Source organism: Microlunatus sp. Gsoil 973, from assembly GCF_009707365.1.
Lineage (GTDB): Bacteria > Actinomycetota > Actinomycetes > Propionibacteriales > Propionibacteriaceae > Microlunatus.
Window position 1 is genome coordinate 69,896 of record NZ_CP046122.1, and the last position, 12,830, is coordinate 82,725.

10 protein-coding genes are annotated in these 12,830 nt (G+C 68.1%); 7 read left to right on the forward strand and 3 right to left on the reverse strand.

All coding sequences use genetic code 11. The features are described 5' to 3' along the window. Positions 1-2 precede the first annotated feature (2 nt). Both GJV80_RS00350 and GJV80_RS00355 read right to left on the reverse strand, forming a co-directional pair. Positions 3-2,348, reverse strand: a complete 2,346-nt coding sequence (locus GJV80_RS00350; RefSeq protein ID WP_154686221.1) for a heavy metal translocating P-type ATPase — start codon at positions 2,346-2,348, stop codon at positions 3-5. Positions 2,349-2,398: 50 nt separating this feature from the next. Continuing rightward, entirely contained in the window at positions 2,399-4,606 is a 2,208-nt protein-coding gene (locus GJV80_RS00355; protein ID WP_154686222.1) for an alpha-L-rhamnosidase, read from the reverse strand. Between the two features lie 85 nt (positions 4,607-4,691). Here GJV80_RS00355 and GJV80_RS00360 point away from each other — a divergent pair, with 85 nt between their 5' ends. The 5 genes from GJV80_RS00360 to GJV80_RS00380 all read left to right on the forward strand — a co-directional run bounded on the left by GJV80_RS00360 (position 4,692) and on the right by GJV80_RS00380 (position 8,785). Further along, positions 4,692-5,129 carry a Mov34/MPN/PAD-1 family protein gene (locus GJV80_RS00360; protein ID WP_154686223.1) on the forward strand — a complete coding sequence of 146 codons (438 nt, stop codon included), beginning with the start codon at positions 4,692-4,694 and terminating at the stop codon, positions 5,127-5,129. Between the two features lie 95 nt (positions 5,130-5,224). After that, on the forward strand, positions 5,225-5,503 hold the full coding sequence (locus tag GJV80_RS00365; protein WP_154686224.1) for a MoaD/ThiS family protein: 279 nt from the start codon (positions 5,225-5,227) through the stop codon (positions 5,501-5,503). A gap of 3 nt (positions 5,504-5,506) precedes the next feature. Beyond that, positions 5,507-6,457, forward strand: a complete 951-nt coding sequence (locus GJV80_RS00370) for a PLP-dependent cysteine synthase family protein (RefSeq protein WP_154686225.1) — start codon at positions 5,507-5,509, stop codon at positions 6,455-6,457. Positions 6,458-6,492: 35 nt separating this feature from the next. Then, positions 6,493-7,506 carry a YdcF family protein gene (locus GJV80_RS00375; protein WP_154686226.1) on the forward strand — a complete coding sequence of 338 codons (1,014 nt, stop codon included), beginning with the start codon at positions 6,493-6,495 and terminating at the stop codon, positions 7,504-7,506. 46 nt (positions 7,507-7,552) lie between these two features. Beyond that, entirely contained in the window at positions 7,553-8,785 is a 1,233-nt protein-coding gene (locus tag GJV80_RS00380) for an NAD(P)/FAD-dependent oxidoreductase (RefSeq protein ID WP_230207975.1), read from the forward strand. A gap of 14 nt (positions 8,786-8,799) precedes the next feature. On the opposite strand, the gene GJV80_RS00385 is transcribed toward GJV80_RS00380, so the two are convergent. Beyond that, complete coding sequence (locus tag GJV80_RS00385; RefSeq protein ID WP_154686227.1) at positions 8,800-11,064, reverse strand: FUSC family protein; 2,265 nt, start codon at positions 11,062-11,064, stop codon at positions 8,800-8,802. Between the two features lie 110 nt (positions 11,065-11,174). Between GJV80_RS00385 and murI the strand changes: the two genes are divergently transcribed. Then, positions 11,175-12,029, forward strand: a complete 855-nt coding sequence (gene murI / locus GJV80_RS00390) for a glutamate racemase (protein ID WP_154686228.1) — start codon at positions 11,175-11,177, stop codon at positions 12,027-12,029. Next, on the forward strand, positions 12,020-12,823 hold the full coding sequence (locus GJV80_RS00395; protein WP_154686229.1) for an MBL fold metallo-hydrolase: 804 nt from the start codon (positions 12,020-12,022) through the stop codon (positions 12,821-12,823). Before murI ends, GJV80_RS00395 begins: the two co-directional genes overlap by 10 nt. Positions 12,824-12,830: the final 7 nt, after the last annotated feature.

Below are 12,830 nucleotides of genomic sequence, written 5' to 3' on the forward strand. Positions count from 1 at the left end.
GGTCAGTCGAGCCGCCTGGCCCGCAGCCGGAGCGCGTTGCTGATCACCGAGACCGAGGACAGCGCCATCGCAGCGGCGGCGATCATCGGCGACAACAACAGTCCGAACGCCGGATACAGGACGCCGGCAGCGATCGGGATGCCCGCGGCGTTGTAGATGAACGCGAACACCAGGTTCTGCCGGATGTTGCCCATCACTGCCTCGGACAACCGCCGGGCCCGGACGATGCCCAGCAGATCGCCGTGCAGCAGGGTGATGCCCGCCGACTCGATGGCGACGTCGGTGCCCGACGACATGGCCAACCCGACATCGGCCGCGGCCAACGCCGGAGCGTCGTTGACACCGTCGCCCGCCATCGCCACGGCACGGCCCTGGCCGCGGAGCCGGGTGACGATCTCGCTCTTGTGCTCAGGCAGCACCTCGGCCTCGATCCGGTCGATGCCGAGCCGACGGGCGACCGCGTCCGCGGTCACCCGGTTGTCACCGGTCAGCATGACCACGTCGATGCCGTCGGCCCGCAGGGCTCGGACAGCCTCCGCCGTCGTCGACTTGACCGGATCGGACAACGCCAGGACGCCGGCCGGCCGGGAGTCGACGGCGATGAAGACGGCCACTGCGCCCTCGCTGCGGAAACGGTCGGCAGCCTCGGTCAGCGGGCCGGCATCGATGCCGTGGTCGGCGAGCAGGGTGGCGGTTCCGACGATGACCTGATGGCCCTCGACGACGCCGGTGACGCCGCGGCCGGCGGGTGCGTCGAAGTCAAGCGCTTCCGGGATCGGCAGGTCGCGCGCCGATGCGGCCGCGACGACGGCCCGGGCCAGCGGGTGTTCGGAGGCGCGTTCCACCCCGGCCACCAGCCGCAACAGGTCGTCCTCGGACTCGGCTGCGTCGACAGTGACGATGTCGGTCACCGTCGGCCGGCCCTCGGTGAGCGTGCCGGTCTTGTCGACAATGACCGTGTCGATCTTCTCCATGCGTTCCAGGGCCTCGGCGTTCTTGATCAACACACCGGCCCGGGCGCCACGGCCGACACCGACCATGATCGAGATCGGCGTGGCAAGACCAAGCGCACAGGGGCAGGCGATGATCAACACCGCGACGGCGACGACCAGCCCGTGAGCCAGCCGCGGCTGGGGTCCGACCAGTGCCCAGACAGCGAAGGCCACGACTGCAGCGGCGATCACGGCCGGAACGAAGATCCCGGACACCTTGTCCGCCAGCCGCTGGATCGGTGCGCGGGACCGCTGTGCTTCGGAGACCATGGTCACGATCCGGGCCAGCATGGTGTCCCGACCGACCTTCTCGGCCCGAATGATCAAGGTCCCGGAAGCGTTCAACGTGCCGCCGATGGCGGTGTCGCCGGCGGTCTTGGTGACCGGCATGGACTCACCGGTGACCAGTGATTCGTCGATCGAGGAGCGGCCGTCCTCGACCGCGCCGTCGACCGGGATCTGTTCCCCGGGACGGATCCGGAGCCGATCGCCGATGTGTACCTGATCGACCGGTATGTCCTCGTCCCCGTCGGGACCGATCCTCCGGGCCGTCTTCGGTGCCAGGTCAAGGAGCGCCCGGATCGCGCCGGAGGTCTGTTCCCGGGCGCGCAGTTCGAGCACCTGGCCGAGCAGCACCAGCACGGTGATCACCGCGGCTGCCTCGTAGTAGACGGCGACCCTGCCCATCTCCCGGAAGGATGCGGGGAAGATGCCCGGGGCGATGGTGGCGACCACGCTGTAGAGCCAGGCGACCCCGGTGCCCATCGCGATCAGGGTGAACATGTTGAGGTTGCGGGTGCGGACCGAGTTCCAGCCGCGGACGAAGAACGGCCACCCGGCCCACAGCACGACCGGGGTGGCGAGCACGAACTGCACCCAGATCCGGACAGCCGGCGGCAGCACGGAGCCGAAGCCCGACAGTAGATCACCGCCCATCTCCAGCAGCAGAACGGGTGCCGCCAGGACCAGCCCGATCCAGAACCGTCGGGTCATGTCGACCAGTTCGGCGCTGGGACCGGTGTCTGCCGTGACGGTGACCGGCTCGAGGGCCATGCCGCAGATCGGGCAGGCGCCAGGCCCGGGTTGGCGCACCTCGGGGTGCATCGGGCAGGTGTACTCGACGACCTGGCCCGGATCGATCTGTGGATCCGGGGGCGCCGGGTGACCCGCCGGGGTCCCCAGATACTGATCCGGTCGCTCGACGAACCGAGTGCGGCAACCCGCCGAGCAGAAGTAGTAGGTCCGACCCTCCTGAACGGCGGTGTGCTCGGTCATCCGGTCGACCGTCATACCGCACACCGGATCGATCTCGGTGACTTCAGCGCCAGGTTGGGTCTGATGGCGGTGCGAGCTCATGGCTGCACTATACCCCCCTTGGGTATATTTGCCAGTGCAGAATCCCGCGGTCACGCCAGACGAGAGGTGAACTCCCGGCGTGTCGGCCCGATCACCGGTCCGGTCGGCTGGTCAGCAGTTCCCGGCAGCAGAACGGTTGCGGTCGAACCCTCCGGAATCTCGACCTCCAGGCTGAACCGTTCCCCTTCCCGTCGCCAGGCGACACCGACCCGGCCGCGGATGGTCCGGATCGCGTACGACGCGTGGTCGAGGCCGCCCAACGGATGAGGCTGCACGGTGACGGTGCGCCAGCCGTGATCGCCGCACCGCAACCCCGCGATGTCCTCGATCAGCCACTGCACCACGGTGCCGTGGAAGTAGTGATCCCGGGACCGTGCGCTGGTCTCCCACATCTCCCACATCGTGTCGGCGCCGTTGGCGAACCAGAATCCCCAGCTGGGATAGCTGGTCTGTCGGGCCACCCGGAACGCAAGCTCGCCGTGACCGTGAGCGGTCAACGCCGGCAGCACGCAGTTCGCACCGATGCACCCGACGTTGAGATGATCATCACGTTGCTCGATATCGGCCACGAGGTTGGCGACCACCGCGCCGACCAGGTCCTCGGGGACCAGGCCGAACAGCAACGGCAATGCGTTGGACGTCTGGCTGTAGACCGGCCCGACGTCGTACCGGCCCAGGTCGCGATCGAGGAATCTGTCGTTCATCGCGGCGGTGAGGTCACGGGCGGCCGCAGCGAAGCGCTGATGATCACTGCCGACGCCGAGCATCTCGGCCAACTCGGCGGAATCCCGCAAGGCTCTGATCAACAGCGCCGACGCGGTGACCCCGGAATCGTCAGGCCCCACCCCGTCGGTGCCCGGTTGCAGGTAGTCACCGAGTTGGGAAACCGCAACGCCGTGCACCAGCCTGCCGAGCTCCCACTCGAGATAGCGGGTCAGGCTCGGCCAATGATCGGCCACCAGGTCAAGATCACCGCAACGGCGGTAAAGCTCGCGCAGCAGATGCGGATAGACCGTCGTCCACTCCGGGGACGGCCCGAGGTCGGTGTACCCCCACCCGGCGGTCGGCGCGATCACCGGCAACCAGCCGTCCGCGTGTTGAGCGTCGCGAAGATCATCGAGCCACTTGATCATCAAGCGGCGGATGTCGAACAGTCCCGTCATGGTGATCAGTCCGAGCTGCGCGTCGCCGGTCCAGCCGTTCTTCTCATAGACCGGGGTATCGGTGGGAATGTGGTGCAGATTGTTCTCGATCGTGCGGGCCATTGCCGCCGTGAAGGTCTCGAAGAGCGGCTCACCGCAGGAGAACTCGCCGATCGCGGTGACGTCGTTGTGAGCGGCGTACGCAGTCAGCGTGTCGGCGGCCGGCTCGTGACTGAGACCGTCCAGCTGGACGTAGCGGAAGCCCTTGTAGCTGAACCGTGGCTCCCAGTACTGGCCGCGGGTGCCGTCCCCCACGTATGTATCGGTCTGGAAGCGGTCGCCATCGACGTGCACGCTGCGCGGCTGCAGGGTACCGTCGGATTCCCGTTTCTCGGCGTAGGTTATCGTCACCGCGGCGTCGCGTTGTTGATCACTGCGCAGCCCGGTCCAGCCGGCGATCGTCCGGCCGAAGTCGGCGACCCAGGAGTCCCCGACCCGTTCCCAGGTCGGCGTGCCCTGCCAGGTGACCCGGATCGGCTCATGACCGGCAGGGTGCAGCGGGCCCTTCGGAGGGTCGGCCGGCACGGCGGGGGTGGGATCGGGGATCGGCAGCGTTGCGTCGTAGGACTCGCCGGCGTAGTAGCAGTCGTACGTCGTGCGATCCAGGGTCGCCGACCAGGTCTCGTCGGTGCCGAGCATGCGCGTCGACCCGTCGGCGAAGGTCAGCCGGAGCTCGGCGATCGCCCGCAGTGGCCCGCTCCACGGCGCCCGGTGCCAGTGCCAGACGTTGCCGGTCGGCACAGCGAAGAAGCCGCGGCCGAGGGTGATCGACAAGCGATGCTCGCCGACGGTCAGCAGGTCGGTGATCTCTGCGGTGACATAGAGCACCCGGTGGTCGAAATCGGTGAACGGCGGGTCGAGGCGGTGATCGTTGACCGGGGCACCGTCGACGGTGACGTGCTGCAGGCCGAGGCCGCAGACCCGGAGCTCGGCAGCGCGCAGGCCGTCGGGGACGGTCAGGTCGGTGAACAGGATCGGTGCCCGGAAGCGATCGCGGTCACCGGGTGGCGGTGCCTGGATCCAGCGGGCGACAGTGGGGAAGTTCGTCGTCGACACGGCCCTCAACCTAGTGGCCGCGAGTCGATCTCGGAGTGCGGGCGGCGACGGGACCGAGGACCGGAACAACCTAGGCTGCACGACTGTGTTGAGGATCGCGCGTGCCCATGTCGACGAGATGATCGCGCATGCCCGCGAGGATCATCCCGATGAGGCCTGCGGCGTGATCGTCGGACCGGAGGGCTCGGATGACCCGGCGCGCCTGGTGCGGATGACCAACGCCGACCGGTCGCCGACCTTCTTCCGCTTCGATCCGGGCGAGCAGCTGCAGTTGGCCAAGGAACTGGATGCCGCCGACGAGGAGATCATCGTCGTCTATCACAGCCACACGGCGACCGAGGCGTACCCGTCGCGGACCGACATCTCCTATGCCGCCGAACCGCAGGCACACTACGTTCTGGTCTCCACCGCCGAGTCCGGGCGAGCGGAGGGTCCGGTCTCCGTCCGCTCCTACCGGATCGTCGACGGGCAGGTCAGCGAGGAGGAGTTGGACATCCTCGAGGGTGGGTCCGCATCGGAATAACCCTGATGCGACCAGACGTTCGGGCTTGAGAAGACAAGTAACTTGAGGCGAGTAAGTCGGAGCGGTCGTGTGCCGCAAGAACAGGAGTGGACCAGATGGCGGTCGAAGTCAAGATCCCGACGATCCTGCGGACCTACACCGGTGGTGAGAAGACCGTCGCCGGCAAGGGGGGCACGCTCGGCGAGGTGATCGACGACCTGGAGACCCGCCATGCGGGCCTGAAGGAGCGGCTGGTCGAGGCCGACGGCCTGCGGCGTTTCGTGAACGTCTACGTCAACGACGAGGACGTCCGGTTCTCGGGCGGTCTGTCCGCGCCGGTGTCCGAAGACGACGTGGTGGTCGTGCTCCCGGCTGTCGCCGGCGGCGCGCGATAGATCGTGACCCGGTACGAGTCGCTCGCCGATTCGGTGGGTCACACGCCACTGGTCGGGCTACCACGACTGTCGCCGAGTCCCTCTGTGCGGTTGTGGGCCAAGCTGGAGGATCGCAATCCCACCGGTTCGATCAAGGACCGGGCCGCGTTGAACATGATCCGCAGGGCCGAGGCCGACGGACTGCTCAGGCCCGGCTCGACCATCCTGGAACCGACCAGCGGCAACACCGGGATCTCGCTGGCGATGGCGGCAAGACTCGCCGGCTACCGGCTGGTCTGTGTGATGCCGGAGAACACCAGCTCCGAACGCAGGCAACTGCTGGCGATGTGGGGCGCCGAGGTCGTGTCCTCTCCGGCGGCCGGCGGCTCGAACGAGGCGGTCCGGGTGGCCAAGAAGCTGGCCGAGGAGCACCCGGACTGGGTGATGCTCTACCAGTACGGCAACCCCGCCAATGCCGAGGCGCACTACCTGGGTACCGGCCCGGAGATCCTGGAGGACCTGCCGGAGGTGACCCACGTGGTCGCTGGACTCGGCACCACCGGGACGCTGATGGGCATCGGCCGGTTCTTCCATGAGAAGAAGCCCGAGGTGACGATCGTCGCCGCCGAACCTCGCTACGGCGAACTGGTCTACGGGCTGCGCAATCTCGATGAGGGCTTCGTGCCGGAGTTGTACGACGCAAGCCAGATCGACGCCCGGTTCTCCGTCGGTTCCCGCGACGCCGTCCGGCGGGTCCGGGAACTGCTGGAGACCGAGGGCATCTTCGCCGGTCTCTCCTCGGGAGCCATCGTGCATGCCGGCCTTGCCCAGGCCGCCAAGGCACACAAGGCGGGGGAGCGCGCGGACATCGTGCTGGTGATCGCCGACGGCGGCTGGAAGTACCTGTCCACCGGGGCGTACGCCGCTGATCTTGATTCGGTCGAGGAGCACCTGGACACCCAGGTCTGGGCCTGAGCCGTGTCGGGCGCTGGCTGTGGAAGTCTTTCTCCATGGTGACCTCGGCGACTGAGGTGGTGCTGCTGATCGCGCCGCTGATCATCACCGCGATCGTCTGGTGGATCGCGATCAGCCGGACCCGCAGCGAGCCGCGACGCCTTTCCAACGCCTATTGGCTGCTGGTGGCCGTCCTGCTGGCCACTCAGGCACTGGCTGATCTCGGTGTGCCGGGCTCCGGCGCCCTGCTCATCCTGATCGTCATGGCGCCGTTGCTGGTGCTGGGACTGACCGTCTTTCTGATCTTGAACGGTGTGGTGATGCTGCGCCGCGAGCGGGTGTCAGTGGCGAACTTGTTGTCCCTGGTCACCGGTCTCGGCCTGATCGTGGTGATCGCGGCAGCGCCGATGCTGATCAGGTCCGGGAACCGTTGGTTGATCACAGCGCTGGGCATCGTGTTGATCCTACTCGGCTACCTCGGCTTCCATTTCGTCGCGTTCCTCGGATACGCCCTGGTCTATCCGCGATTGGTGCGCGACCGCCCAGCCGACTGGGTCGTTGTGCTCGGTGCCGGTCTCTCCCACGGGAGACGAGTGACGCCGCTGCTGGAATCGCGGATCCGGGTCGGGATGGCCGAACAGCACCGTCGCGGCGCCCGGCTGTTGGTCCTGTCCGGAGGCCGTGGGCCCGACGAGGAACGGTCCGAGGCCGAAGCCATGGCGGAGTGGGCGATCGAGAACGGCGCTGCGGCCGAACAGGTCGTAATCGAGAACCGTTCCCGGAACACCGAGCAGAATCTTGCCTACAGCTCCGAACTGGTCCCGGCCGAGAGCCAGGGGCTGATCGTCACCAGCAACTACCACACCCTGCGAGCTGCCACGCTGGCCCGCAAGGTCGGCCTCCCGGCCCAGGCGGCAGGGGCGCCGACCGCCGGTTACTACTGGCCGAGCGCGATGATCCGCGAGTATCTCGCCGTGCTGTCGGAGCACAAGATCGTTCATGCCGTGCTGATGCTGCTCGTGGGTGGCCCGATCGCCGCCCTGGCGGTCGCCGGACTGGTGGCCAACTGACGATCCGCCGCGGCACAGCCGACGGCGGACCGACTATGGTCGGATCATGGATGCTTCCAACGGTGCGGCAACTGATCCGGGCCAGGCGGGGATGGTGATCGTCGGCGGCGGGCTCGCCGGGATGAAGGCCATCGAGGAGTTACGATCCCAGCAGTACGACGGGCCGATCACCCTGGTCGCCGACGAGGAACATCTGCCGTACGAGCGACCGGTGCTCTCCAAGGGATATCTGCTCGGCAGCGAGTCGCGGGACTCCGCCTTCACCCATGATCAACAGTGGTACGCCGACAATCGGGTCGAGCTGGTCCTCGGTGACCGCGCGGTTGCCGTCGACCGCCCGGGTCACAAGATCACCACGCGGTCCGGCCGTGAGGTGAGCTACGCCAAGTTGCTGCTTGCCACCGGCTCCCAGCCGCGCAACCTGCGGCTGGACGGCGCCGATGCCGAGAACGTGTACACGCTGCGCAATGTCGAGGACGCCGACAAGATCGACGCGGCCATCACCGGACTCGCCGAGGCCGGCAGACCGATGGTGATCATCGGCGGCGGCTGGATCGGTCTGGAGGTCGCCTCCGCCGCCCGGCAGCGCAATGTCGAGGTCACGGTGCTCGAGGCGCTGGAGAAACCGTTGCTGACGGTCCTCGGCCCCCAGGTCGCCCAGGTGTTCGCCGACCTGCACACCGAACGCGGTGTCCGGTTGGTCACCGGCGCCGAGGTCAGTGGGATCGAGACCGACTCGGGCCGGGCGACGGCGGTCACCACCGCCGACGGTCAGCGCTACGACGCGGGGGCGGTGATCATCGGCATCGGAGCGGCGCCGCGAACCTCGCTGGCCGCCGACGCGGGCCTCGACGTTGATCATGGTGTGCTCACCGACGCGTCGCTGCGCACCTCCGACCCCGATGTCTTCGCGGCCGGTGACATCGCCGAAGTCGATCATCCTCTGCTCGGTCGCCGGGTCCGGGTCGAGCACTGGGCGTGGGCCAACGACACCGGCCCGGTCGCAGCCCGGGCGATGCTCGGACAGGACGCCAGGATCGACTTCCTGCCGTTCTTCTTCACCGATCAGTACGACCTCGGCATGGAATACATCGGCTACCTGCCGCCGGGCAGCCAACCCGAGGTCGACCTGCGCGGTGATGTCGCCGGGCGCACCTTCCGGGCGTACTGGATCGTCGACGGCGCCGTGGTCGCCGGGATGCATGTCAACGACTGGGACAACGGCATCGATCCGATCAAGGAGATCGTGCTGTCGCGGGATCCGGCCAAGATCAACTGAGCGGGATCGACCAGTCAGCGTGCGGTGTCCAGACTGTTGACCTGCATGCCGAGCGACTGGGCCAGGGTGGCCAGTGCGCCGTCGATCAGTTCAAGATCACGGAAGGCCAGTTGACGTGGCGTGGTGACGTCCTCGTCGTCGAGATCGCTGGCGATCCGGTCGAAGAGGGCCGCCGAGCGCAGGTAGGTCCGGTCGGCGAACGAGGCGGCGTCGATCGCGGCGATGATCTCGGCGATCGAGGTGGACAGCAGTTTGGCCGCGGTCTGCAGTTCGGTGGTCAGCGTTTCGGGCAGACAGGAACTCCAGCCGGTGTCGATGACCAGGTTGCGGGCGTAGTGCCGGGACGCGGTGGCTGCGTACCAGAACTGTTCCCGCAGACCCCCACCCGTCACGCCAGGCAGCCTTCCGCGCAACGGACGCGTGGCGGCCTCGAGCGCCTGGTAGGCGGCATCGAGACGGCGCGCAGCCGCCCGCAATTCGACCTCTGAGCCGGCCTCGCCGAGCCGGTCGACGGCTCGCGCGGCCACCTCGTCAAGGGCCTGCAGATGTTCCCGCGTCGCGACCGCGACCACCTGGCGGATCCGCACCGGGAGGACGAACAGGACGGTCAACGACGCCACCGCCGCGCCGACCGCGGTCTCGGCCAGGCGCAACAGCAGCAGCGCGTCACTGAACTCGTTCAACTGCACGTAGAGCTGGGCGAGCATCACCGTGATCCCGGTGACCATGAACGCGTAGCTAACTCGGAGCAGGTAGATCCCGAAGAACAGCGCGATCAGGATCACCAGGATCGACACCCGGGTGTGGTGGCCGATGAGGTGCGCCAGGACGACACCGAGCAGCACCCCGACCAGGGTGCCGAGCACCCGGTAGGCGCTCTTGCGGATCTGCTCGGTCGCGTTGTGCGCACCGAGGAAGGTGACGAAGGTGGCGATCACCGCCCAGTAGAAGCGCTGCGGAGACAGCAGGCTGCCCACGATGATCGATCCGGTGACCGCGACCGTCATCTGGATCGTCACCCGGGCGTACGGTTCGAGCCGGACCCGGTCGAGCCAGCGGACCCCCGCCTCGGTGGACGCTGTCGCACTCACCTTCTGCGAGCCGGGCAGCCAGCCGCCTGACAGGGTCACCGCCGGATCGAACGGCTCCGCGTCACCCGGATCGACGGGCTGATCCCGGTCGTTGATGATCCGGGTCACCTCGGCGTGCCCGATGACCGAGACGACGAAGCGATGCAGGACGATACGGGTCGTCTGCGGCAGCCGGTCGGATGCCTCCGCCGTGTTGGCCGTGCGGAGCCGGCGGCGAAGGTCGGCTGCCGCGGCCGTCGCGGCGTCCGGTTCATGATCGCGGATCGCAACGAGCGCCTCCCGGATCTTCTCCGGCACTCCTGTCGGCAGGTCGGTCGCCGCGAGATATTCGGCGAACCGGGCGGTGTTGGTCAGGGTCAGTTCGGAGTCGAAGATGCGCTGGTGTACTGACGCGGCCGTGGCACCGGGCGGCAGGGCGGCCGGATCGGCGAGTTGCGCGTCGATCATCAGCGCGCCCTCGTTGAGCCGGATCAGCAGCCGGTGCAGTCGCCTGGTCTTCAGCTTGTCGCCCGGGTCGTCGAGCAGGTCGACGGCGGCATCGGCGACCTGGCTGACCCGACCAACGAACGACCGGCGCAGCCGTCGCAGTGCCGTACGCCGACTCGGATAGAACAGGGTGAACTGGGCGATGATCGCCACGGCCGACGCCACGACAACGACCAACGCCAGCTGGCCGATCTGGCCGATGGTGAGCAACCGTCCCAGAAAGAATCCGAAGAAGTCGCCCATGAAGAGCAGTTGCCCGGCGAAGAACCCGCGCGGGCCGAACCGGCGCAGATAGGCACCCGCCGCGAGCACCACGACCAACGACACCAGCGCAGCAACATGGAACGGCGCCAGGGCGAGGCCGAGGGCCATTCCGGCGATCATCGGCACCGGCACCAGGGCCAGACTCGCCAGGACCGCGAGCGGCCGCTGGAACATCGGGCCGATGAAGGTCGAGATCATCCCGACGACGGCGCCGATCATCATCGCCAGGACTACGGCAGCTTCGTTCTGCCCGGCGGCACGGGCCAGCAGGAACTCGGCCAGCATCGCCGCGCCGATGGTGGCAACCGCCTGCCCGGCGGTCCGCAACCGGGTGAACCCGGGGTCGGACGCGACGAACCGCTCCCACCACTCGTACGGAGGACGGATCGGTCGAGCCGCCGGTTCGGGCGCCGGCTGAGGTGCGATCCCGGCGCTCACGCCGTTTCGTTCGGGTTCGGGGTGATCAACGGCGCCATGGCGGCAGGTTATCCGGCGGGCCGACACCGTGACGGGGCGGCCGTCCCACCCGACGGTTAAGCTCGCCGACTGTGAGACCGGACAGCGATCCACCCCAGGCCCGGGCGCCGATCGGGATTTTCGACTCCGGGTTCGGCGGACTCACCGTCGCCCGTGCGGTGATGGACCAGCTGCCCAACGAGGACGTCATCTATCTGGGTGACACCGCCCGCGCGCCGTACGGCGAGCAGTCGATCGCCGACGTCCGCGAATTCACCATGGAGTGCCTGGACCACCTGGTCGACCTTGGCGTCAAGGCCCTGGTGATCGCCTGCAACTCCGGAAGTGCCGCCACCCTCCGCGACGCCCGGGAGCGATACTCGGTGCCGGTCGTCGAGGTGATCCTGCCGGCCGCCCGGCGGGCGGTGGCAACCACCCGCAACGGCCGGATCGGAGTGATCTGCACTGAGGCGACCGCGACCTCGATGGCCTACGACGACGCCTTCGCCGTCGCGCCAGGAGTGCAGCTGTTCACCGTGGCCTGCCCGAAGTTCGTTCCCTACGTCGAGGCCGGGATCACCGGGGGTCCGGAACTGCTGGCCGATGCCGAGGCCTACCTGCGCCCGTTGAAGGCGGCCGGCATCGACACTCTCGTGCTGGGCTGCACGCACTATCCGCTGCTCACCGGTGTCCTCGGCATCGTGCTCGGCGACGACGTAGCGCTGGTGTCCAGCGCCGCCGCCTGTGCGGACAGCGTCTATTCGGTGCTCACCCGGGCGGGACTGGCCCACGACGAGCCGCGCGAGGCACGACACACTTTTCTCACCACCGGCAACCCGGAATCGTTCTCCCGGCTCGGTCGACGACTGTTGCCGGATCTGATCACCGATGTCATCCAGTTCAGCGAACCCTGGAAGGGGGATTGGAGGGAACGAGCGTGGAGCTGACCGTCATCGGCTGCAGTGGCTCGATCAGCGGCCCACTGTCGCCCGCGTCGAGCTACCTGGTGACCGCGCCGCATGGGGGCCGTTCCTTCTCGCTGCTCGTCGATCTCGGACCCGGATCGCTCGGCGCGCTGTACGGACTGATCGATCCCAGCCGGATCGACGCCATCGCGATCAGCCACCTGCATCCCGATCACTGCATCGACCTGTGCGGTTTCCACGTCGCCTCACGGTATGCACCGAACGCCCCCTGGGATCCGGTCGATCTGTACGGGCCGCCGGGCACCCTCGAGCGGATCCGTCGCGCCTACGATCCCAGCCTCGACAACAGTGATGCCGAGGATCTGACGGCCAGCTTCACCCCACATGCCTGGCAGCCCAGCCAGCAGGTCGGTCCGTTCCTGATCACCACCGCGATGATGAGCCACCCGGTTCCGACCTACGGAATGCGCATCGAGGCCGGCGGCGAAGTCCTGGCCTATTCGGCCGACACCGGGCCGACCCAGGCCCTGGTCGACCTTGCTCGCGGCGCCGACCTGCTATTGGCCGAGGCCTCCTTCCTCGACGGCGAGGCCAATCCGTCCGGCCTGCACCTGACCGGCTCCCAGACCGGTGATCATGCACAGGCCGCCGGGGTGTCGGCGTTGGTGATCACCCACGTCCCGCCGTGGTACGACACCGAACAGGTGCTCACCGCGGCCCGGGAGCATTTCGACGGGCCGGTCGAGGCCGCCCGCCCCGGGATGATCAGGCGGGTCGGCGGGACCGAACGGGTCGGCGTCGCCGGCGGTGATTAGGGTTGCC